Origin of the sequence: Klebsiella sp. w6, assembly GCF_033100215.1 — a bacterium.
GTDB classification, from domain to species: domain Bacteria; phylum Pseudomonadota; class Gammaproteobacteria; order Enterobacterales; family Enterobacteriaceae; genus Klebsiella; species Klebsiella variicola.
The window spans coordinates 718,492-741,113 of record NZ_CP136907.1; the positions used below are offsets into that span (position 1 = coordinate 718,492).

The 22,622-nt window shown below is 54.2% G+C and carries 23 protein-coding genes, 1 tRNA gene and 1 pseudogene; 10 read left to right on the top strand and 15 right to left on the bottom strand.

The features are described 5' to 3' along the window. Positions 1 to 5: 5 nt before the first annotated feature. Positions 6 to 1,382: a pyridoxal-phosphate dependent enzyme gene (locus tag R0140_RS03540; protein WP_016161835.1), complete on the bottom strand. Its 1,377-nt coding sequence runs from the start codon at positions 1,380 to 1,382 to the stop codon at positions 6 to 8. 595 nt (positions 1,383 to 1,977) lie between these two features. Here R0140_RS03540 and R0140_RS03545 point away from each other — a divergent pair. The 4 genes and pseudogenes from R0140_RS03545 to R0140_RS03560 form a co-directional block, all read left to right on the top strand. Beyond that, on the top strand, positions 1,978 to 2,271 hold the full coding sequence (locus tag R0140_RS03545; protein WP_004150912.1) for a type II toxin-antitoxin system TacA family antitoxin: 294 nt from the start codon (positions 1,978 to 1,980) through the stop codon (positions 2,269 to 2,271). Next, on the top strand, positions 2,268 to 2,753 hold the full coding sequence (locus R0140_RS03550; protein WP_032740995.1) for a GNAT family N-acetyltransferase: 486 nt from the start codon (positions 2,268 to 2,270) through the stop codon (positions 2,751 to 2,753). The genes R0140_RS03545 and R0140_RS03550 overlap by 4 nt, the downstream gene beginning before the upstream one ends. Before the next feature lie 703 nt (positions 2,754 to 3,456). Then, a complete protein-coding gene (locus tag R0140_RS03555; protein ID WP_004188553.1) occupies positions 3,457 to 4,050 on the top strand; it encodes a hypothetical protein in 594 nt (197 codons plus the stop codon). A 96-nt stretch (positions 4,051 to 4,146) separates the two neighbouring features. Then, positions 4,147 to 4,444 (top strand): annotated as a pseudogene (locus tag R0140_RS03560) (transposase); the annotation flags it as partial. 260 nt (positions 4,445 to 4,704) lie between these two features. Here the strand turns inward: R0140_RS03560 and R0140_RS03565 are convergent. Both R0140_RS03565 and R0140_RS03570 read right to left on the bottom strand, forming a co-directional pair. After that, positions 4,705 to 4,780: transfer RNA gene (locus tag R0140_RS03565), tRNA-Phe, on the bottom strand. A 105-nt stretch (positions 4,781 to 4,885) separates the two neighbouring features. Further along, positions 4,886 to 5,599, bottom strand: coding sequence for a DUF554 domain-containing protein (locus R0140_RS03570; protein WP_008806478.1), 714 nt, complete (start codon positions 5,597 to 5,599; stop codon positions 4,886 to 4,888). Positions 5,600 to 6,018: 419 nt separating this feature from the next. Here R0140_RS03570 and R0140_RS03575 point away from each other — a divergent pair, with 419 nt between their 5' ends. Continuing rightward, complete coding sequence (locus R0140_RS03575) at positions 6,019 to 8,157, top strand: ornithine decarboxylase (RefSeq protein WP_008806477.1); 2,139 nt, start codon at positions 6,019 to 6,021, stop codon at positions 8,155 to 8,157. Between the two features lie 43 nt (positions 8,158 to 8,200). Here R0140_RS03575 and R0140_RS03580 read toward each other — a convergent pair whose 3' ends face one another. The 4 genes from R0140_RS03580 to mutY all read right to left on the bottom strand — a co-directional run bounded on the left by R0140_RS03580 (position 8,201) and on the right by mutY (position 12,139). Further along, complete coding sequence (locus tag R0140_RS03580) at positions 8,201 to 9,454, bottom strand: nucleoside permease (protein WP_008806476.1); 1,254 nt, start codon at positions 9,452 to 9,454, stop codon at positions 8,201 to 8,203. Positions 9,455 to 9,645: 191 nt separating this feature from the next. Next, complete coding sequence (gene mltC, locus R0140_RS03585; RefSeq protein ID WP_012540557.1) at positions 9,646 to 10,728, bottom strand: membrane-bound lytic murein transglycosylase MltC; 1,083 nt, start codon at positions 10,726 to 10,728, stop codon at positions 9,646 to 9,648. A 48-nt stretch (positions 10,729 to 10,776) separates the two neighbouring features. Then, entirely contained in the window at positions 10,777 to 11,052 is a 276-nt protein-coding gene (locus tag R0140_RS03590; RefSeq protein WP_004105744.1) for an oxidative damage protection protein, read from the bottom strand. Between the two features lie 28 nt (positions 11,053 to 11,080). Continuing rightward, a complete protein-coding gene (mutY, locus tag R0140_RS03595) occupies positions 11,081 to 12,139 on the bottom strand; it encodes an A/G-specific adenine glycosylase (protein WP_008806473.1) in 1,059 nt (352 codons plus the stop codon). A 136-nt stretch (positions 12,140 to 12,275) separates the two neighbouring features. Between mutY and trmB the strand changes: the two genes are divergently transcribed. Genes trmB through R0140_RS03610 form a run of 3 tightly spaced genes read left to right on the top strand, consistent with a single transcriptional unit; the run spans position 12,276 to position 14,091 of the window. Beyond that, positions 12,276 to 12,995, top strand: a complete 720-nt coding sequence (trmB, locus tag R0140_RS03600) for a tRNA (guanosine(46)-N7)-methyltransferase TrmB (RefSeq protein WP_317703944.1) — start codon at positions 12,276 to 12,278, stop codon at positions 12,993 to 12,995. Further along, positions 12,995 to 13,321, top strand: coding sequence for a YggL family protein (locus R0140_RS03605; protein ID WP_012967224.1), 327 nt, complete (start codon positions 12,995 to 12,997; stop codon positions 13,319 to 13,321). The genes trmB and R0140_RS03605 overlap by 1 nt, the downstream gene beginning before the upstream one ends. Positions 13,322 to 13,371: 50 nt before the next feature. Beyond that, positions 13,372 to 14,091 (top strand): YggN family protein, encoded by a 720-nt coding sequence (locus R0140_RS03610; RefSeq protein ID WP_317703945.1) that lies wholly within the window; start codon positions 13,372 to 13,374, stop codon positions 14,089 to 14,091. A 47-nt stretch (positions 14,092 to 14,138) separates the two neighbouring features. Here the strand turns inward: R0140_RS03610 and R0140_RS03615 are convergent, their stop codons facing one another. The 8 genes from R0140_RS03615 to R0140_RS03650 form a co-directional block, all read right to left on the bottom strand. Continuing rightward, a complete protein-coding gene (locus R0140_RS03615) occupies positions 14,139 to 15,440 on the bottom strand; it encodes a TRAP transporter large permease (RefSeq protein WP_022064843.1) in 1,302 nt (433 codons plus the stop codon). After that, complete coding sequence (locus tag R0140_RS03620) at positions 15,440 to 15,943, bottom strand: TRAP transporter small permease (RefSeq protein ID WP_032731249.1); 504 nt, start codon at positions 15,941 to 15,943, stop codon at positions 15,440 to 15,442. The genes R0140_RS03615 and R0140_RS03620 overlap by 1 nt, the downstream gene beginning before the upstream one ends. Before the next feature lie 46 nt (positions 15,944 to 15,989). Next, the gene (locus tag R0140_RS03625) at positions 15,990 to 16,976 is read right to left on the bottom strand and encodes a TRAP transporter substrate-binding protein (protein ID WP_317703946.1); all 987 of its coding nucleotides are present in this window, start codon (positions 16,974 to 16,976) and stop codon (positions 15,990 to 15,992) included. A gap of 305 nt (positions 16,977 to 17,281) precedes the next feature. Next, a complete protein-coding gene (gene hemW / locus R0140_RS03630) occupies positions 17,282 to 18,418 on the bottom strand; it encodes a radical SAM family heme chaperone HemW (protein ID WP_032736417.1) in 1,137 nt (378 codons plus the stop codon). Beyond that, a complete protein-coding gene (locus tag R0140_RS03635) occupies positions 18,411 to 19,004 on the bottom strand; it encodes an XTP/dITP diphosphatase (RefSeq protein WP_008806469.1) in 594 nt (197 codons plus the stop codon). The genes hemW and R0140_RS03635 overlap by 8 nt, the downstream gene beginning before the upstream one ends. A gap of 12 nt (positions 19,005 to 19,016) precedes the next feature. Beyond that, positions 19,017 to 19,307: a DUF167 family protein YggU gene (gene yggU, locus R0140_RS03640; protein ID WP_002916614.1), complete on the bottom strand. Its 291-nt coding sequence runs from the start codon at positions 19,305 to 19,307 to the stop codon at positions 19,017 to 19,019. Further along, entirely contained in the window at positions 19,304 to 19,870 is a 567-nt protein-coding gene (locus tag R0140_RS03645) for a YggT family protein (RefSeq protein ID WP_004205182.1), read from the bottom strand. Before R0140_RS03645 ends, yggU begins: the two co-directional genes overlap by 4 nt. Before the next feature lie 20 nt (positions 19,871 to 19,890). Continuing rightward, complete coding sequence (locus R0140_RS03650) at positions 19,891 to 20,592, bottom strand: YggS family pyridoxal phosphate-dependent enzyme (protein WP_023298214.1); 702 nt, start codon at positions 20,590 to 20,592, stop codon at positions 19,891 to 19,893. Between the two features lie 16 nt (positions 20,593 to 20,608). Here R0140_RS03650 and R0140_RS03655 point away from each other — a divergent pair, with 16 nt between their 5' ends. Together R0140_RS03655 and R0140_RS03660 are read left to right on the top strand one after the other, a co-directional pair. After that, complete coding sequence (locus tag R0140_RS03655; RefSeq protein WP_032736413.1) at positions 20,609 to 21,589, top strand: type IV pilus twitching motility protein PilT; 981 nt, start codon at positions 20,609 to 20,611, stop codon at positions 21,587 to 21,589. 348 nt (positions 21,590 to 21,937) lie between these two features. Further along, positions 21,938 to 22,591 (top strand): LuxR family transcriptional regulator, encoded by a 654-nt coding sequence (locus R0140_RS03660; protein WP_004205179.1) that lies wholly within the window; start codon positions 21,938 to 21,940, stop codon positions 22,589 to 22,591. Positions 22,592 to 22,622: the final 31 nt, after the last annotated feature.

Consider the following 22,622-nt stretch of genomic DNA (forward strand, 5'->3'; position numbering starts at 1 on the left):
ATTCCTTATTGTGCGACTCGGTTACGCCAGGCGGTTAGTACATCGCTGCGGGTGACCAGGCCAAGAAAACGCGCGTTGTCAGCGATCACCGCCACCAGACCGCGATCGAGAATAGCCTGCAGTTCGCTCTCTGGCGCACGCTTATCGAGAGTTTCAACATGGCGGCTCATCGCTTCGCTGACCGGCAGGGAGAAGCGTTGGCGATCGCCCTGTACGTGGCGGATCAAATCCCACTCATCGACAATGCCGACCACGTGGCCATCCTCCAGCACCGGCAGTTGGGAGATGTCATACAGCCGCATGCGGGTAAAGACTGCGGCCAGGGTGTCGTCCGGCGCGGCCGTGACGGTGGCGCCTTCGTCATGGCGCAGGGCGATAAAATCACTGAGATCGCCCTGTTCGGGCCGGGCGATCAGTCCTTGCTGGCGCATCCAGTCATCGTTGAACATTTTGGACAGGTATTTATTGCCGCTATCACAGGCGAAGGTCACCACCCGTTTCGGACGGCTTTGTGCCCGGCAGTAGCGCAGGGCGGCGCTGAGCAAGGTGCCGGTGGAAGAGCCGGCCAGCACGCCCTCGACCTGCAGCAGCTGGCGCGCAGTCTGGAACGCTTCGCGGTCGCTGACGCGATACGCGGTATGTACCCCCTCCAGCCTGGCCAGCGGCGGGATAAAATCTTCGCCGATCCCTTCGACCAGCCAGGATCCCGTTTCGCCGTAGCGTCCGGTATCGACCTGATCGGCAAGAATGGAACCCGCCGGATCGGCGAGAATAAATTCCGTTTTCGGCGAGTGTTCAGCAAACCAGGCCTGAAGCCCGCCCAGCGTACCGCCGGAGCCGACGCCGACGACGACGGCGTCGATATCGCCCTCCAGCTGCTGATAAAGCTCCGGCGCAGTGGAGGTGGCATGGGCCAGCGGATTGGCGTCGTTATTAAACTGGTCGATATAAAAGGCGCCCGGCGTTTCATCGGCAAGGCGGCGGGCATAATCCTGATAATAGGCCGGATGGCCTTTATTGACGTCGGAACGGGTGAGCAGCACCGTCGCGCCCAGCGCCCGCAGGTGAAAGATTTTCTCGCGGCTCATTTTGTCCGGCACCACCAGGATCAGCCGGTAATTTTTCTGCGCCGCGATCAGCGCCAGGCCGAGGCCGGTGTTGCCGGCGGTGGCTTCGATTATCGTTCCTCCGGGCGCCAGTTTTCCCTGGCGCTCGGCTTCATTAATCATCGACAGCGCAACGCGATCTTTAATTGACCCGCCGGGATTCTGATTTTCCAGTTTTAAAAACAGACTGCAGGGGCCGGTATCCAGTTTGTGCAACTGGAGCAGGGGAGTATGACCGATCAGGTCGCTCACGGAATGAAACAGTGACATAACCATTTACCCACTCGTTTAAGATATTTTTGCATGGTAGAGCTGTGAAAACGGTAATTTAAAGAACATTTCTCTGCCTGTTAGCGTCAAATGGAATATAAGATGCTATTTGGCCATCTGGAGGGAAAGCAGGGTAGCCACCTGGGCGGATCGATTGCCAGAAAAGGGCGTTTTTAGCCGCTTTTGGCGAGAAAATGGCGATTTGAATCAGCGTGTTATTTGATATCTGAAAATGCATTTTCGAAAAGATTCTATGGGAAATAGGCCTTAATGGCACAGAGGATACGGCGTGGTAGAAACCCATAGACACCGATGCAGGGTGTAGAAAAGAGAAAACCCGTCTTTTTGGCGATCACTATTGTCTGTGCGCGATCGTCTTAAGTGCATGACCACTTGGATTTCTGTCAGTACTTCTTGTGCTATAGAGTGTTAAGTGGTGAGGGTATTTTGGGTTTTAAATCATAAAGATGACATTATTTGCATAGGCAATAAATGGGTTTAAGTCTTCGTGAGATTTCATCTGAGTTCTGTATTTCGTAATGACATTAGCGTTACATTGATTGTATAATTACTGTCCAGCCATCGACTAAAGGATAGAACTATGCCAGCCGCAAACAGCATGTCCATAAAACGCGAAACGTTAAATCTGCGCATTAAACCTGCCGAACGCGATCTTATTGATCGGGCGGCGAAAGCCAGAGGGAAAAACCGCACCGACTTTGTGCTGGAGGCCGCCCGCGCTGCCGCTGAGGAAGCGCTGATTGAGCAACGCATCATTATGGCCGATCCGCAGGCTTATCAGGAATTTCTCGCTCGTCTGGATCAGGCTCCTGCACCTAATGCCGCACTGCGTAAAACTATGCAGACCCCTGCGCCGTGGGAACAGGAAGAATGATCTCGGCACCAGAACCGCTTCATGCCGGGCATATTCTTACCCCGTTTTGCTGCGGTATAGATTCCATGGATCACTGGCTGAAACAGCGGGCGATGAAAAATCAGGTTACTGGCGCATCCCGCACCTTTGTCTGCTGCGACGACGCGAAGGTGATGGCTTACTACTCACTGGCTTCCAGCGCTGTGACGACAAATACTGCGCCGGGTCGTTTTCGCCGCAATATGCCTGACCCGATCCCGGTTGTGGTACTGGGTCGTCTGGCGGTGGATAAATCACTACATGGGAAAGGTGTCGGGCGGGCCCTGGTACGTGATGCCGGGCTGCGTGTGATTCAGGTGGCGGAGACTATCGGCATTCGCGGGATGCTGGTTCACGCCCTGTCGGATGAAGCACGGGATTTTTACCTGCGGGTGGGGTTTGAGCCGTCGCCGATGGATCCGATGATGTTGATGGTGACGTTGAGGGATTTGGTTCATGCCTGATGGGTATTATTTATAATTACAAGAGAATCTGAAGTGTTTGTTAAACCCGTAGCGATTCAGTCCCACATGTATCGTCGGTCAGATTATCAACCTGGGACCACGGTCCCATCTGCTCATTTTAGTACTATTTAGTCTGTGACTATGGTCCCAACTGACGGTCAGAAGGCTTCCAACTGTATGTCAAATTTATGCATAACAGTCTGAACCAAGTAATGCAGATTTGTCGTACCGTGACTGGCTATCAAGCTCTTTGAACGCGAATAGACGTGGATGCAGATCTAAGTAATAAGCTTCCCGCTGTAGCTGGGAAAATCCGACAAAGGGTGTTCTATATGGACTCACAGGATGTATTGCATATCGTCCGATGTTACGGCGTCGTCAAGCGGTCCTTTACCGCTCCAGGTCACCAATTAGCATATGGACGCTTAAAGGTCGCCGATGGCGAACTAGATAAGGTTGCCTGCAAAATTCACCGCACAGGTGAAAACAGCCCAGTTAGTCACGACAAGCCATAAAATTAAAATGAATTGACGACGCCGTGCAAATTACATTTTATCGCCGCTATGAACGCTGTGTTCCGGAAACGGCAAAACGGGGAGGGGATGAATAAACCTGCATGTTCTAAGTAATAATTTGTTGCTATGTTGAACGCGAAGGATGATAATTGCTAACAGGAAGCTAATATTACTAAAGGGAAATTTAGATGCCTTCAATTCTCGCAAGGTTGTCAGTTTGTATTATTCTGTCATTGTTTATGGTTTCTTGTTCGGGAAGTTTTGATAAAACTATTGATTATCAAGACGCTAAACAGATGCCCGGCTATGGGTATATAGTCATGGATTTCAGACTGGCAAATGAAATGGCGTATGGCAATGGCTATATTCCAGGAAAAACAAACTATACAATTTCTTATAAAAATAAAGGTGATATTTTTTTTGTTGATATTCAGCATGCTGATTTTCGTAATAGAATATTAAAGGCATACATACCATATATGAAAGGCTATACCTTAATAGGTATAGGGAGAAGTTATTGGTATCCTTTTTTTAGATGTGATAAATGTGACAATGAGCCACAGTTAAAATTTTTATATATAAACATTGTAAAATCTGTGGATGAAGCATGGTGTAGTGAAACAACTTATAAAAATTTACGATCATTTAATGCAATGGACGGTTGCTCCCAAATGGTAGGTGTAGAAGAATCTAGAAAAGTTACAGGAGATGTTCTTATCACCCCAGAATTAAAATCTGATTTCCAGGGGATGTTCACCCCTTATCTGAAGCCAGGACGTTAATCACGAGGCTCTTAAGTTGATCTCCTCCCAGAAAAGAGTGACAGGATAAACTGAAGTCTACGGTTTTTCTTCCATCTCACAGAGAGGCATATCGCCATGAAAAAGACCCGTTATACCGAAGAACAGATTGCATTTGCACTGAAGCAGGCCGAAACCGGCATCTGTGTCGGGGAAGTCTGCCGAAAGATGGGCATTTCTGAAGCCATTTTTATAATTAGAAGAGAAATTCGCTGCTCTGGGCGTAACTGAACTTGAATTGCATCGTCTGCGGCAACAGGAGGATAAAAATCAGCGGCTGAAAAAGCTTGTGGCTATAGGGCAGGATCGTCTACCGGGGCGGAGTCAGCTCACCCTCAGTTGTACCCTCGCAATGGACATGATGCGGGTTGAAGTTGATTGAGTTGGGTGGAGTTAAGGGATTGAAGAGATGTTGATTACTGCGGGCTTGGAATGCAAAAACGGACCTCCGTGGAGGTCCGTTGCTATGAATTTGGTGCCCGGACTCGGACTAACGCCGCAGGCGTTGAACAGCGCGCGTGTCGCGCTGGCCCCGAAGGGGTGAGCCGCTGTGCGGCGAATAATCGAACGCAGTTCGATGGAGAGTCCGGTCTTAGAAAAGCAAAAACCCGCCTTTTGGGCGGGTTCTTTAAATAGTGGTGCCCGGACTCGGAATCGAACCAAGGACACGGGGATTTTCAATCCCCTGCTCTACCGACTGAGCTATCCGGGCAACGGGGCGCATTAAACCGTAATCGCCGCGCCTCGTCAACGAAATTTATCTGTTTTGCAGCAGACTGAACAATCTATCACCACATTGCGCTAAAAGCACGCGTCTTCAGGCAAAAAACAGCGTCCAGGCCGCTGAAATTGGCATCGCCAGCACCAGCGCAGGCAGCATATTCACCACCGCAAACATTTTTATCCCGCAGATGCGCAGCCCGGTGGCCACCAGTAGCATACCGCCGACGGCGCTGAAATCCGCCAGCATCATCGGGGTAGTAAGCGGCATAATGATCGCCGCGCAGGCCGCAAGAGTCAGCTGGATGAGCAGCATCGGCACGCTGATGGCGGCGACGGCAATGCCCAGGGTGCAGGCGAAAATGGTGGCAGTGAAAAAGTCGAGAAACGCTTTAGCAATCAGAATGCTGGCGTCGCCAGTCATCCCTTCGCGCATGGCGCCGAAGACGCCGGTGCCGCTGGCGCAGAACAGGACGATAATCGCCACATAGCTCTGAATATAAGACTCATGAGCCGAAGCCTTTTTCTTGCCTTTCGCTGACATCAACTGCTGGAGTTTACTGACCAGCGTATTGATGCCTTTTTCCATATTGCATATTTCGCCGAGCAGCGTCCCTACCAGGGTCGACAGCACCATCACTGGCAGATTGGCGCACTTAATGACCAGTAAAATGCCGATGCCTAATGACGCCAGGCCAAAAATTGAGGTCATTGATGTGCGGATCCGTTCCGGCAACCGTTGACTGAGCAAGGCGCCCAGCACACCGCCGACCAGCACCGCGCTGGCGTTAATAAAAGGTCCTGTAACCACGCTGACTCCTGTTAAATATCCCTGATAACCGCATTATTATGACGTTAACCCGCCGTGAAAGCTTGTGTATCCGTGATATAAGTGCATACGGTTTTCATCTTGCGCCTGTTCGGGAAAGGTGCCATGATTGCGCGAATTTTCTCCTCCCTGATATGAGGCCGCCGATGACGACACTGCCATTATCTCGCCAGCGACGTCGCGCACAGATGCGCGGGCTGCCTCATCTTGCTACGCTTACTCCTCTGTTCACCATGCGGTGAAGGACACGTATGCTCACTGTAGGGCAACAGTAAGATCGGACGCGTCTGCTTTTACTGATGTCCGGCGGTCGGAGCTGAAATCCGTCAGACCCGGACACATCGTTGGGCAAGGTTTCCTTGTCTGAGATTTTTACACTCCCGATACGGGCATTTGCGCTTATGAAATCCATGCACATTGCCGCCAGCTGCGAGCTGGTCACCCGCTTGTCCACCCACCGTCGCGTTGTGGCGCTGGACAGTACCGATTTTACCGATGTGGCGGCAGTCGTCATCACCGCGGCGGACAGTCGCAGCGGCATCCTTGCTCTCCTCAGACGCAGCGGATTTAATCTGCCGGTCTACCTGCTGAGTGAGACGGCGGTCGAGAGGCCAGAGGGGGTGCAGGCGGTGATCGCCGGTAAAGATCAGGAGTGGCTGGAGCTGGAGGCGGCGGCCTGTGATTATGAAGCGCGTCTGCTGCCGCCGTTTTTCAATACTCTGACCCAGTACGTCGAGATGGATAACAGCACTTTTGCCTGTCCGGGGCATCAGCACGGGGCGTTTTTCAAAAAGCACCCTGCAGGCCGTCAGTTCTATGACTTTTTTGGCGAAAATGTCTTTCGCGCCGACATGTGCAACGCCGACGTGAAATTAGGCGATCTGCTGATCCACGAAGGGTCGGCCAAGCACGCGCAGAAGTTCGCTGCGAAAGTGTTCAATGCGGATAAAACCTACTTCGTCCTCAACGGCACCTCGGCGGCCAACAAAGTCGTGACCAATGCGCTGTTGACCCGCGGCGATCTGGTGCTGTTCGATCGTAACAACCACAAGTCAAACCATCACGGGGCGCTGATTCAGGCGGGGGCGACGCCGGTCTATCTTGAAGCCGCGCGCAATCCGTTCGGTTTTATCGGCGGCATTGACGAGCGCTGCTTTGATGAGCATTACCTGCGGGATCTCATCCGCGAAGCGGCGCCTGAGAAAGCCAATGCCTCCCGCCCGTTTCGTCTGGCGGTGATCCAGCTGGGGACCTACGACGGCACGGTCTATAACGCCCGCCAGGTGGTGGATAAAATAGGCCACCTCTGCGATTACATCCTGTTCGACTCGGCGTGGGTGGGCTATGAGCAGTTTATCCCGATGATGGCCGACTGCTCGCCGCTGCTGCTGGAGCTGACCCCGGACGATCCGGGTATTTTTGTCACCCAGTCCGTGCACAAGCAGCAGGCCGGCTTCTCACAGACGTCGCAGATCCATAAAAAGGATAACCATCTGCGCGGCCAGGCGCGTTTCTGTCCGCACAAGCGGCTGAATAACGCCTTTATGCTGCATGCCTCCACCAGCCCGTTCTATCCGCTGTTTGCCGCGCTGGACGTCAACGCCAAAATTCATGAAGGTGAGAGCGGCCGCCGCCTGTGGGCCGAGTGTGTGGCGCTGGGCATTGAGGCGCGGAAAGCGATCATCGCTAACTGCAAGATGATCCAGCCCTTTATTCCGCCAGTGGTGGCGGGGCGTCCATGGCAGGATCACCCGACCGAGGCGATCGCCCGGGAGCGTCGCTTCTTCAGCTTCGAACCCGACGCGCGCTGGCATGGTTTTGAGGGCTATGCGGACGACCAGTATTTTGTCGACCCATGCAAGCTGTTGCTGACCACCCCGGGCATTGACGCTGAAAGTGGGGAGTACAGTGAGTTTGGCATCCCGGCAACCATTCTGGCGCATTATCTGCGTGAAAACGGCATCGTGCCGGAGAAGTGCGATCTCAACTCGATTCTGTTCCTGCTGACGCCGGCGGAGAGCGCCGAAAAAATGGCGCAGCTGGTGGCGATGCTGGGGCAGTTCGAACAGCATATTGAGTCGGATACGCCGCTGGCTGACGTGCTGCCGACCATCTACAACAAATATCCGGTGCGCTATCGCGATTACACACTCCGCGAGCTGTGCCAGGAGATGCACGATCTGTACGTCAGCTTTGATGTGAAGAGCCTGCAAAAGGAGATGTTCCGTAAACGGAGCTTCCCGCGCGTGGTGATGAATCCGCAGGATGCTAACCGCGAATTTATCCGCGGCAACGTGGAGCTGGTGCGTCTGAGCGAAGCGGAAGGCCGCGTCGCGGCTGAAGGGGCGCTGCCCTATCCGCCGGGGGTATTATGCGTGGTGCCCGGCGAGATCTGGGGCGGGGCAGTACTGCGCTATTTCCTCGCGCTGGAGGAGGGGGTCAATATGCTGCCGGGCTTCTCACCGGAGCTGCAGGGGGTTTACAGCGAGACGGATCCGGATGGTATTAAGCGGCTGTATGGCTACGTGCTGAAGGGATAAAAAAACGCCCCGCTGAACAGGCGGGGCGTTTTGCTTTTGACGATCACGCGCTCTGCTGCGCGGCGGTCGGTTGTCTGACGTGTTTGTATTTGAACAGCGCCACGAAGGCAAAGGCCAGCACCAGCGAATAACCGGCGAAAATCAGCCACACGCTTTGCCAGTCAGTGATCCCCTCGACGGTAAAGTGCTCAACCACTTTGCCGCTCACCATCCCGCCAAGAATACAGCCGAATCCGTTGGTCATCATCAGGAACATCCCCTGGGCGCTGGCGCGGATTTCCGGACGAACCTCTTTCTCAACGAACACCGAACCGGAGATGTTGAAGAAGTCGAAGGCGCAGCCGTAAACGATCATCGACAGCACCAGTAGTACAGTGCCGAACGGTGTCGGGTCGCCAAAGGCGAACAGGCCGAAGCGCAGCATCCACGCCACGATACTAATCAGCATCACGTTCTTAATGCCGTAGCGGCTAAGGAAGAACGGGATGGTCAGGATAAACAGCGTTTCGGAGATCTGCGAAATCGACATCAGCACTGACGCGTGCTCGACGATAAAGCTGCCGGCAAACAGCGGATCTTTATCGAAGCTATGCAGGAAGGTGTTGCCGAACATATTGGTGATTTGCAGTTCGGCACCGAGCATCATCGAGAAGATAAAGAAGATAGCCATGCGCTTGTTTTTAAACAGCGCAAAGGCGTTAAGCCCCAGCATCTCCGTCCAGCTTTGATTGCGCTGGGCGTTGGCGACCGGAATATGCGGCAGCGTCAGGGTGAACAGCGCCAGCAAGACCGACAGCGTCGCGCCAATGTACAACTGCATATGGCTCAGTTCGAAGCCCGAGAAGCTGACGCCCCACATGGCGAGGATAAAGCCGATGGTGCCCCAGATACGAATTGGCGGGAAATCGGTGACGATATCCAGCCCCGCCGACTGCAGGCGATAGTAAGAGATGGTGTTAATCAGCCCCAGCGTCGGCATATAGGCCAGCGAGTTGAGGAGGATCACAAGGAACATCTCGCCCGGCGTGGTGACCTGCGCCGCCAGATACAGCGTTAACGCGCCGACCAGGTGGCAGATGGCGTATACCCATTTGGCGCTGATCCATTTATCGGCGACGATGCCGAGCAGCGTTGGCATCAGGACGGCGGCGATACCGAGCGAGCTATACACTGCGCCGATTGCCGCGCCGTCAAACTTCAGCGTGACAAACATGTACGAGCCGAGCGTGGTCAGCCAGCTCCCCCAAAGGCAGAACTGCAGGAACGACAGTATTTTTAGCTGCAGCTTAAGATTCATGTATTTATCCTCACGAATGTGGGCTTGTTATGTTTATTAAATAACATAACCACCGTTATTTTGATGCGATTCTATCATTCAGGGGTGAGAAGCTTCTGTTAACTGCCGCAGAAAATCGAAAAGATATTACGAAGTATGTCCTATAAAAAAGAGAGGCCCAGTGCGATGTCCGGGCCTGTAAGAGAGGGGGGTTATTTGCGGCGATAGCTTTTCTGCGCAGTGTTAACTTTATACAGATACCGGCGCGATTCGGCCGACGGATGGCGGGTGGTGAGCGTCTGGTAGACGTCGCCTGGCGCCATGCTGTTAATGATGTTCGCCGCCTGGACTTTATCGCTGGAGAACACGCGCAGTACGCTGCCGGCGCCGCCGTTATAGGCGGTGATCACCGCGTAGCGACGCGAGGTGGGGTTATCGATGCCGGCGAGATAAACATTGTTCAGCATCGCCAGATAAGCGGTGCCGGTATCGATGTTATTCGCCGGGTCAAACAGATAGCTGCGGCTCGGCAGGCCGGATTTGCCCTGCGAACGGAAGACGTCTTTCCCCGCGCTGTGCTGGACGACCTGCATCAGCCCCATGGCATCCGCGTGGCTCACCGCATAGGGGTTAAACGATGATTCTGTTTGCATAATCGCAAGGATCAGCGACTCATCAACGCCGTATTTACGCGAGGCCTGGCGCACCATGCCGAGGTATTTATGCGCACGTTTGTCGAGGTGGTTTGGTACCAGGTTGATGGTGATGCTGTAGATCACGCGCAGGCCATTGTTGCGGCTCTTGAGGCGGGTTTGCAGCAAATAATCGGCGTAGCGCGCGGCGCGCCACTCCCAGCGAATCGACGCGCCGGTGTTATCCACCACCTGACCATAGAGGAACGGCTCTTTGGAGATCTGAATATCATCGACGTCGGAATAGAGGTCAATGGAGTTGGGGTCATCGCCCATCAGCAGCGTTTTGATGATCGCCTGGCGCAGTCGTCCGCGCGGATCGGTGCCCGCGATGGTCTCGACGGTGATCGTCCCGGCATCAAAGTTGATGTGGCTGCGGGTTTGATATTGATCGGTATATTTAACGTAGTCCTTCGGCCCGGCGAGCAGGACTTCGTTATACCCCCAAATGTTCTCGATGTTATGGGCAAACTGGCCCATCAGGATATCGAATCCGTTCGTGTCCTTGACCCAGGCCTCGTTGTATTCGGTGCCTTTTTTATTGGAGCTGGAACACGAAACGAGCAACGGCGCAATCAGCGCGAGCGCTAAGTATTTTTTCATCATTCCGGGCGTGCGTGTTGTGTTTGTTTTTAAAAGGCCGCAGGGCCCTTACTGTTTTTCCGGCGGCGTGTAGCCTTCGATATGCACGTCTTTCCCTTCAAACAGGAACTGCACCATCTCCTGCTCCAGCAGCTTGCGGTGCTCCGGGTTCATCATGCTGAGTTTTTTCTCGTTGATCAGCATGGTCTGCTTGTGCTGCCACTGCGCCCAGGCTTCTTTGGAGATTTCGTTGTAAATGCGCTTCCCGAGTTCGCCTGGATAGAGCTGGAAATCCTGGCCGTCCGCTTCACGCTGCAGGAAAGTACAAAAAATGGTTCTGCTCATAATCACTCCTCTTTGATAGCCGAAAAATTTATACCGGCGTTCCGGCTTTTAACTGTTGCAACAAGCGCTCCACGGGGGCCGCCAGTCCGACCGACGGCGGCTGCGCTAAGTTATACCAGAGTGCGTTGCCTTCATCCATGCATGCGCCAGATGAGTGCACTGTAAGCCACATCGGCACAATATCCAGGTGGAAATGGCTGAAAGTGTGGCGAAAGGCGGTTAATTGCGTCAGATTATCGGCCTTTATCTGACGCTGCGCCAGCCACTCGCGCAGCTCCGCTTCGTCTGCAAACTGCGGAAAACAGAATAGTCCGCCCCACAAACCCACCGGCGGACGCTGGGAGAGAAACACCTCGTCGCCGTGCTGCATCAGCAGGAAATAGCCGGTGCGTTCCGGGATGGTCTGCTTCGGTTTTTTACCCGGATATTCCGCCCATGAATGATTCGCGTAGGCCACGCAGCCATTGCTCAACGGGCACAGCTCGCACTTCGGCTTCGAGCGGGTGCAAACCATCGCCCCGAGATCCATCATCGCCTGGTTGAAGCGTTCTACCCCTTGCGCCGGGGTCACCTCTTCGCTGATATCCCACAGCCGTTTTTCGACCTCTTTTTTTCCCGGCCAGCCGCTGACAGCATAGCAGCGGGCGAGCACGCGCTTCACGTTGCCGTCGAGAATCGGATAATGCTGACCGAGCGAAAGCGACAAAATCGCCCCTGCCGTTGAACGCCCGACGCCGGGCAGCGCGGCCACTTCCTCAAAGGATTGCGGGAAGATGCCGCCATGCTGTGTCGCCACCTGCTGGGCGGCTTTATGTAAATTGCGCGCCCGCGCGTAGTAGCCAAGGCCGGTCCACAGATGCAGCACCTCATCCAGCGGCGCGTTGGCTAAATCAACCACCGTTGGGAAACGCGCCATAAAGCGTTCAAAATACGGGATTACCGTGGTCACCTGGGTTTGTTGCAACATCACTTCGGAGAGCCATACTTTGTAGGGCGTCTTGGCGATTTGCCAGGGCAGGGTTTTACGCCCGTATTTGTCGTACCAGTCCAGGACCTGGGCTGAAAATTGCGCGGCGAGAAAAGTCAAAGCTATGGCTCCGGGATCGCGATTACAGGGTGGCAGATTGCAGCACAAGGGCGAGTGGCTGTAAACCCTTGCATCCGCCGGGTAACTTTGGATAATGCCCGTTTTCCGAACACTTTCACTAGCAGACTTAACTTTTATGAAAAACGACGTCATTTCTCCGGAATTCGATGAAAACGGTCGCCCGCTGCGCCGTATTCGTAGCTTCGTCCGTCGCCAGGGGCGCCTGACGAAAGGGCAGCAGCATGCGCTGGATAACATTTGGCCGGTGATGGGCGTTGAATTCAACGATGCGCCGCTCGATTTCGCTGCCCTGTTTGGCCGCGACGCGCCGGTCACACTAGAAATTGGTTTCGGCATGGGGGCTTCGCTGGTGGCGATGGCAAAAGCCAAACCGGAACAGAATTTCCTCGGCATTGAAGTGCACTCCCCGGGCGTTGGCGCCTGTCTGGCTTCTGCTGAAGAAGAAGGTGTGCAAAATCTGCGCGTGATGTGTCACGATGCGGTGGAAGTGCTGCATACCATGATCCCGGATAACTCACTGAATATGGTGCAGCTGTTTTTCCCTGACCCGTGGCATAAAGCGCGTCATAATAAACGTCGTATCGTGCAGCCGCCTTTCGCTGAGCTGGTCAAAAGCAAACTGAAACTCGGCGGCGTCTTCCATATGGCGACCGACTGGGAAGCCTATGCCGTGCATATGCTGGAAGTGATGTCCTCGCTGGAAGGCTATCGTAACCAGTCGGCAAGCAACCATTACGTACCGCGCCCGGAATCGCGCCCGGTAACCAAATTTGAACAGCGTGGCCATCGTCTCGGCCACGGCGTATGGGACTTAATGTTCGAGAGGGTGAAATAATGGCCAAGAATCGTAGCCGTCGTCTGCGTAAAAAAATGCATATCGATGAGTTTCAGGAGTTAGGCTTCTCCGTCGCCTGGCGTTTCCCGGAAGGGACCACCGAAGAGCAGATCGACCAGACGGTCAACGATCTGATCGAAGAGGTGATTGAGCCGAACAAGCTGGCCTTCGACGGTAGCGGCTATCTCTCCTGGGAAGGGCTCATCTGCATGCAGGAGATCGGTAAGTGCACCGAAGAGCATCAGGCCATCGTACGCCAATGGCTGGAAGCGCGTAAGTTAGAGGATGTGCGCACCAGCGAACTTTTTGACGTCTGGTGGGACTAAGTTTGACAAGGGTCGGCAACTGCCGGCCCGTTTTGTCTTAAGGGAGTTTTATGATGCGTAAAACGCTGCTGGCGGTGGCGCTCTCCGTCACCGCTTTGTCTGCCCATGCGGACTACCAGTGTAGCGTCACGCCGCGTGACGATGTGATCCTCAGCCCGCAGCAGGTGCAGGTGAAAGGGGAAAACGGCAATCTGGTGATAAAGCCGGACGGCAACCTGACCTTTAACGGTAAAGCCTATACTCTGAGCGCCGCCCAGCGCGAGCAGGCGCAGGACTATCAGGCCAGTCTGCGCAGCAGCCTGCCGTGGATTGACGAAGGCGCGCGCTCGCGAGTCGAAAAAGGCCGCAAGGCGCTGGATAAAATCATTACCGAACAGGTTGGCGCCAACAGCAGAATGCATGGTCGCCTGACCAAGCTGGATGCGCAGCTGAAAGAACAGATGAACCGCATCATTGAGCGCCGCAGCGATGGCCTGACCTTCCACTATAAAGCTATCGACCAGGTACGTGCCGATGGTCAGCAGCTGGTGAATCAGGCGATGGGCGGCATTCTGCAGGACAGTATTAACGAGATGGGCGCGAAAGCAGTGCTCAAAGGCGGCGGCAACCCGCTGCAGGGCATTCTCGGCAGCCTCGGCGGCCTGCAAACGGCCATTCAGGATGAATGGAAAAACCAGGAGGCCGATTTCCAGCAGTTTGGTAAGGACGTCTGCAGCCGGGTGGTCTCGCTGGAGGATAGCCGGAAATCGCTGGTTGGCTCGTTAAAGTAAGTTGATTTCGCTACCTGCGCCTGCAGGTAGCGGTTAGGCTCAGTCGATCACATCAGCCCCAGCAGCTGTGGAATAAACAGTGAGATCTGCGGGATATAAACAATCATCATCAGCGCGATCAGCAGGGCGGCGTAGAACGGCAGCAGCGGTTTGATGAGCTGCTGAATTTTAACCCCTGAAATGGAGCAGCCGACAAACAGCGCGCTGCCTACCGGCGGGGTCAGCAGGCCGATGCACAGATTGGCGACCATCATGATGCCAAAATGGACCGGGTTCATGCCTAAATCCTCAGCGATGGGGAGAAATATTGGCGTAAAAATCAGTACTGCTGGGGTCATATCCATAAAGATACCGACGATTAACAGCACGATGTTAATCAGTAGCAGGATCACCAGCGGATTTTCAGAAAACCCCATGAGCGCATCGCTTATCATGTAGGGAATATCGGCATTGGTCATTGCCCACGACATGCCGACGGAAAAACCGATCAGCAGAAGGACGATAGACGTCATCACCACCGATTCAAGGATCAGCTTTGGCAGGTCGCGCCATTTGACTTCCCGATAAATCAGCACTGAGAGGATAAAGGTGTAGACCACGGCGATGGCGGAAGCTTCAGTGGCGGTGAAAATACCGCCGAGGATCCCGCCCATGACAATAATGACCAGCAGCAGGCTGGGCAGGGCGTCGAAAAAAGCCTTTGCCGCCTGGGCGCAGGTCGGGCGCTCGGAAACCGGATATCCGCGGTGTTTAGCGATACCAGCGCAGACCAGCATGATGGACAGACCCATCAGAATGCCCGGCAAATAACCGGCCATAAACAGCGAGGCGACCGAGACGCCGCCGGCCGTCAGAGAAAAGACGATCAGCACGTTTGATGGCGGAATGAGCAGGCCCGTGATGCAGGATGAAACGTTTACCGCCGTGGAGAATGCCGGATCGTAGCCTTTCTGCGTCTGAATGGGATTAAGCGTCCCCCCTACCGCAGCGGCGGCAGCGACCGCCGAACCGGAGATCGAGCCGAACATCATATTGGCCAGCACGTTGACGTGTCCCAACGATCCGGGTACCCGCCCAACCATCACCTGCGCCAGATTGATGAGGCGTATAGCAATTCCCCCGCTGTTCATCAGGGTACCGGCAAAGATAAAGAAGGGGATAGCCAGCAGCGCGAAGTTATCGAGTCCGTTCGCCAGGCGCTGAGCAACGGTAATCACCGCGATATCCCAGGGAAACATCAGCAGCATTGAGCCGACGGTAGCAAGACCGATGGAAAAAGAGATAGGTACGCCAATAAAGACCAGAATAAAGAACGAGCCAAACAGCGTCAGTGCAATATAGCTATCCATTAATTTGCTCCTGCTTCTGAATGTTTCATGTTTTTTAGACCGTTGCTGATAAAACACAACGCGTAAAACATCATCATGATGCCGGTGAGCGGCAGGATCAGATACACATAGCCCATCGGGATCTGCATTGCGGCTGAGACCTGGGCGGTCGACAGCGTTTTTTCAATCAGTTTTACGCCGCCGGTAACAATCACTGAGCCAGCAAACAGAAAGATAAGCAGATTGATAATGACGCTGAGCAGTGCCTGCTTGCGGGAAGAGAGCATCAGCGTAAGTAAATCGATCGCCAGATGACGCTGGGCGCCGACGGTATAGGCCGCACCCAGTAGCCCGACCCAGATCATTAAGAAACGCGCCAGTTCATCGGTCAGGGTGCTAGGCTGGTTGAGCACGTAGCGGCTGAACACCTGCCAGACGACGCAGAAAACCAGCGCAATCATTACGACGACAGAGAATGCGGCGATGGTGCGGTCCACCGCCAGCTTTATGCGGTTAAGTATCATCATTGATTTCCTGGTGAAAGCGGGCCAGCGGCTGGCCCGTTAAAGGTTATTCAGCGGCAGCGTCAAATTTGGCCAGCAGAGCGGCCTGTTTTGGATCTTTCTTAAAGTCATCAAATAGCGGCTGCACGGCGGCGCGGAACGGCGCTTTATCCACTTTGATAATTTCGCCCCCCAGGGCTTTGGCCTGAGCGCGGGTATCGGCGTCGATCTTCTGCCACAGCTGTTGCTGATAAACCTCTGAGGCTTTGGCCGCTTTGACCAGGATTTGCTGCTGTCCCGGCGTCAGTTTGTCCCAGGTTTTGCTGGAGATAACGAGGAAGTCAGGGATGGAGGCATGCTCATCTTCAGAGAATACTTTCGCGATTTCGATATGGCGAGTCTGCACCCAGGAGGGCACGTTATTTTCCGCGCCGTCCACCACCCCTTGCTGCATGGCGGTATAAACCTCACCAAAGGAGATTGGTGTCGGGGAGCCGCCCATTAATTCAATCATTTTTAAGGTTGTCGGGCTGGCCTGCACGCGGATCTTCAGTCCTTTTAAATCTTCCGGTTTGGTGATGGGCTTTTTGGCATAAAAACTTCGGGTTCCGGCGACATAAGCGGAAAGGGCAAAGAATCCTTTCTCTTTCGTCGAATCCATTATTTCCTTGCCCGCTTCTCCGAAGACCACCTTATTGAAATGATTTTGATCGTTAAACAGGAACGGTAAATTATATATCGCATAGATATTATCAAATGACTCCAGATCGCTGGCGGAACCTTTGGTCAAATCCAGCGCGCCATTTTGTAATAACTCCATCGTTTCTCGTGCGCTGCCCATCTGGCTACTGGGGTAAATACGAATCTTCATATTACCGTCAGAAAGTTGGTTTACCTCTTTGGCCATATCTTCAAACGCCTGATGCACCACGTGACTGCGTTCAAGGTTAAGTGCCAGTTTTAACGTGATTTTTTCAGCTGCGCTGGCTCCTGAAGAGAATAGAGCAAGCAAAGATATTGCTATCAGAGAACGAGAAAAAGCGTATTTTTTCATAAGTTGGCTCCATGCACTTGTGGTAATTGGTCAATATCTTAAGCGTCATGCTTTGTTTCTGTATGACATATTATCCTTGTTGTCGTACATCTTTAAGCTGCCTGACTCACACTTTTTCTCAATGAGGCACTGAAATAACGGCTTTTATGGCTTCAATTATATTTGGTTTCTATAAATAAAAGTGAATTAATTAGATGATGAAATATTTTAAAAGAATGGTTCGGGAATGACGAGGTTGATATGTCGATAAATTCGAACTATTGTCCTTCCCGTTAAAACGATAAAGGGAAGGACAAGGGGGATATTTATTCGTTAAGGAAGAGTTCGAGCAGGGAATTCAAAAACAGCTTACCGTGCTCGGTAATCTGCCAGTTCTGCTCGTCTTCCTGCAGATAGCCCTGGGCTATCGCCGCGTCCAGCTGCGGGCGGATCGCTGCTTCATCAAGACCGGTATAGCGACTAAATTCTGCGCGCGGCGCGGCCTCCAGCAGGCGGAAACGGTTCATAAAGAACTCAAACGGTTTATCCGCCTCTTCCACATCATGCTGACGCTCGAGGTAACGGCCTTCCATATACCCGCGCGGGTGGCGGGTTTTGGCGGTCCGCAGAATGCGTCCGTCAGGGAAGGTTATCTTACCGTGCGCGCCGCAGCCGATGCCGAGGTAGTCGCCAAAGCGCCAGTAGTTGAGATTATGCTGACACTGGAAGCCCGGTTTAGCGTAGGCGGACGTCTCGTACTGCTGATAGCCAGCGGCGCTTAGCAGCTGATGCCCCTGCTCGAAAATATCCCATAGCGCGTCGTCATCCGGCAGCACCGGCGGCCGGGAGCCGAACAAGGTGTTCGGCTCAATGGTCAGCTGGTACCACGACAGGTGCGGCGGGTTGAGGGCAATCGCCTGACGCAGATCGTCCAGCGCCTCCTCCAGCGACTGGTCCGGCAGACCGTGCATCAGGTCGAGATTGAAGCTGCGCAGGCCGAGGCCGCTGGCGAGACGTGCTGCGCGCTTGGCCTCCTCCGGACCGTGGATCCGCCCCAGGCGCTGCAGCTTCGGTTCGCTAAAGCTTTGTACGCCGATGGAGATACGGTTCACCCCGGCGCGCTGGTAATCAACGAAGCGATCGGCCTCCACGGTGCCCGGGTTGGCTTCCATGGTGATTTCCGCCCCGGCGGCCAGCGGCAGGCAGGCGCGGACGCCATCCAGCAGGGTTTGCATGGCCGGGCCGGACAGCAGGCTTGGCGTACCGCCGCCGATAAAAATAGTGCCTATTTTCCGTCCCTGAGCATATTGCGCATCGGCCTGCAGGTCGTTTAGCAGATGCTGGACGTAATCGTCATGCGGCACCTCGCCTTTCAGCGCATGCGAATTAAAGTCGCAGTACGGGCATTTCTGCACGCACCAGGGAATATGAATATAGAGACTCAGCGGCGGAAAATTAGCCATTACGTAATGCTTCCAGTAACAGTTTTAGCGCTTGCCCACGATGGGAAATCGCACTCTTTTCTTCACGGCTCAGTTCGGCCGCGGTTTTCCCTTCGGACGGGACGAAGAATATCGGGTCGTAGCCGAAGCCACCCGTACCGGCGGCTTGTCGGGTGATTATCCCAGGCCAGCTGCCGTGGCATACCAGCGGCGTGGGATCTTCGGCATGGCGCAGATAGACCAGCACACAGTGGAACTGCGCCTGACGCTGGTCGTCCGGCACGTCCTTTAACGCGTCGAGCAGCTTCTCAAGATTCTGCTGGTCGGTGGCGTCGACGCCGGAATAGCGGGCGGAGTAAATACCCGGCGCGCCGCCAAGCGCATCGACGGCCAGACCGGAATCGTCAGCGATGGCCGGCAGGCCGGTGATCTGTGCCGCATGACGCGCTTTCAGAATCGCGTTTTCAATAAAGGTCAGGCCGGTCTCTTCCGCAGAGTCCACGCCCAGCTCGGTCTGAGCGACGATATCGAGACCAAAATCTTCCAGCAGCGAGGCCAGTTCGCGCACTTTACCGGCGTTGCCGGTCGCGAGGACGACTTTTTGCATGATGAATCCTGTTTATTCAGTTAGCGCCGCGACCGCAGTCGGGATCTGTTGTGGGGCGATGATTTTAACTTGCTTATGGCGACCCAGCTCGCCTTTTTCAATCAGTACCTGGCTTTTGGCGACGCGGAACTGTTTGGCGAGAAATTTCACCAGGTGGGCATTGGCCTGGCCATCAACGGGCGGGGCGGTAATGGCGACTTTGAGCTCGTCGCCATGTACGCCCACGATGCTATCGCGGCTGGCCTTCGGCTGAATGTACAGCCTGAGCACCAGCCCGTCAGCACAGGTTTCAACGGCACTCATAGCGCCATCCACAGCCCCGGCAGCAGCACGTTACCGGTGGCCTGCAGCACCTCGGCGACACCCATATTAATCACGTACAGCAGCAGCACCAGCACCATCGGTGAGAAATCGATACCGCCCATCGACGGCAGCAGGTTGCGGATAGGGCGCAGCAGCGGGTCCGCCAGCTGCATCAGCACGTACTCCACCGGACTACGGCCCTGGCTGACCCAGCTCATGATCGCCATCAACAGCAGCACCCAGAAGATCAATGAGCCGATGGTTTTCAGCAGAATAAGCAGGGCGGAGATCCAGATGATCGGCTGGAAGGTGATCACCATAAACAGCACGATCGCTTTGATGACGCAGAGAATAAATGCCACCAGCAGCGAGGCGCTGTCAATCGGCCCCATCGCCGGGATAATCCGGCGCAGCGGCCCGACAATCGGCTGGGTGGCCTTCACCACAAACTGCGAAAACGGGTTGTAAAAGTCGCAGCGCGCCCACTGCATCCAGACGCGTAACAACACGACCATCGTGTAAAGCTCAATGACCGTTGAAAGCAGGAAAGTCAACGTCTTCATGGCGTTCCTCAGATTCCTTATTATTTGCTGTAGTCGCGCGCACCAAAAATAGCTGTGCCGATGCGCACCATCGTGCTTCCCGCCGCGATTGCGGCTTCCATATCGTCCGACATTCCCAGAGACAACGTATCGACCGTGGGGTACCGCGTTTTTAATCGCGCAAATGCTACCGCCATTTGCTGGGCGACGGCAAACTGCCTTACATATTCTGACTCAGGCGCGGGGATGGCCATCAGACCGCGCAGCTCCAGATGAGGTAACTCAGCGATCTCTGCCGCTAATCCATCGAGCGCTTCCAGCGGGATGCCGGATTTGCTCTGCTCATCGCTAATGTTGATTTGAATCAGCACCTTCAGCGGCGGCAGATGCGCCGGGCGCTGTTCGTTCAGGCGGGTGGCGATTTTCAGCCGATCGACGGTGTGGCACCAGTCAAAATGCTCTGCCACCAACCGGCTTTTGTTGGACTGCAGGGGGCCAATAAAGTGCCACTGTAGTCCACTGATGCCGGCCTGCTGGAAATGGTTAATCTTCTCCACGCCCTCCTGGACGTAGTTTTCACCAAATGCCCGCTGGCCTGCCGCGATGGCTTCTTCGATCGCGCTCGCAGGTTTCGTTTTACTCACTGCAAGCAATGTCACTTCTTCTGGCGCACGCCCGCAACGAGCGGCGGCACCGGAGATTTTGTCCCGGACCTGTGCCAGGTTATGCGCAATATCGTTCATATTCCGAGGATGAGTTATGAAGCTGGAAGAAATCGTAGCCCTTAGTGTAAAGCATAATGTCTCCGATCTACACCTGTGCAATTCCGCCGCACCGCGCTGGCGGCGGCAGGGCAAGCTGGAGCCCGCCCCGTTTCCCGCGCCGGATATCCCGGATTTACTCAACTGCTGGCTTGATGCCGCACAGTTACAGCATTGGCAGGAACAGGGCCAGATTGACTTTGCGCTGACCCTAACCTGCGGTTTGCGGCTGCGCGCCAGCGCTTTCGCCCATACGCGTGGAATATCGCTGGTGCTACGCCTTCTGCCTGAACAGTGCCCGCGTCTGGAGACGCTGGGCGCCCCGCCTGCGCTGAGCGAGCTGCTGGCGGAAGAGAGTGGTTTGCTGTTGGTCACCGGAGCGACGGGCAGCGGCAAGTCGACCACCCTGGCGGCGATGGTGGGGCATCTCAACCAGCGTCTTGATGGCCATATTCTGACCCTGGAGGACCCGGTGGAGTTTATTCATCACAGCGAGCGCTGCCTGATCCTGCAGCGGGAGATTGGCCGTCATTGTCCTTCGTTCGCCACGGCGCTCCGCGTGGCGCTGCGCCAGGATCCGGATGTGATCCTGCTCGGGGAGCTACGCGACAGCGAAACCATTCGTTTGGCGTTAACGGCTGCGGAGACCGGACATCTGGTAATGGCGACATTACATACCCGCGGCGCGGCGCCGGCGGTGGAGAGATTGATCGATGTCTTTCCGGCAGAGGAGAAAGATCAGGTTCGTAGTCAGCTGGCCGGAAGCCTGTGCGCGGTGCTGGCGCAAAAATTGTTGCCTGCACGTCAGGGCGGCAGAGTTGCGCTATACGAGCTTTTGGTCAATACCCCCGCAGTAGCTAACTTGATCCGTGAAGGAAAAGTGCATCAGTTGCCCGGCATAATGCAGACCGGGATGCAGGCCGGAATGCTGACATTTACGCAGAGTTTTCAGCAACGTGTCGCCGCAGGCGAACTATAAGAGCAGCGTGAAGCAGGCAGGGCGGGTTAAATGATATGTTAACTGAATGTTTGATTGCTGTTTCTTTATATTATTTGGTAATACAAATAATCACTATGAATAAATTCAAATAACACATTCAGTTGCGATATGTCGACAGTGAATACGCATTTCCAGGAAAAAAGTTTGATTACCTTTTGACAGCTTTGAGGTGTTCGATTTATGCTGTTTACGGGAATAGGATGATTCTCATGGAATAACGTTTCAATTTGTAAATTGCCAAGGCTATTTATAAATTCACGACTGTTTGTATATTTTTTTATTCATTTAACCACCATGGCGGTGGGTAGCAGCTAAGGAGAGTTTTAAGTGATTAATTTAAATGGAAATTCATCATCTTCTCGTCAGGTCACATTTATTACCCATCCGTCAATTCAGAGCAAAGCTTTTGCCAGCTATCTGAGCGAAACCCTGATGGCACCAGTGGTTTTACAAAATATTAATAAACCACTGGCACAACGCCTGGCGAAAGATTCTGTAATATTATTTGATATCGCAGTGTCAAATAAGAAATTAAATGGGGTATGGCGAGACATTATTCGACTGCAGGCAGATAATCCTCGTTTGTTGATTATTAATAGCGCACAAAAGTATGAGTTATACGAAATGGCGCAGTGGCCGGCTTTATATGGCGTGTTCCGCCATGACGATGATGAATCGCGCTTAATTGAGGGCGTTAAGGCCGTACTGAACGGCGAACAGACGGCTGAATTGAGCGTGATGCACCCGGCGATGTACGCTGCGGACCATGCATCGGCGCCCGTTGAGAACTCGCCACTCACCGAGCGGGAATGTGAGATCCTCAACGAGCTGCGCTGTGGGGCGACGAATCTGGATATTGCCCGTGCCCTGTTTATCAGCGAGAACACGGTGCGTACGCACCTGTACAATGTGTTTCGTAAACTGAGCGTGAAGAATCGCACTCAAGCGGTGAGCTGGGCGAACGAACATCTGCGCCACTAAGCGGTCGGAAGCGCGCCGTCAGCCATTTGCC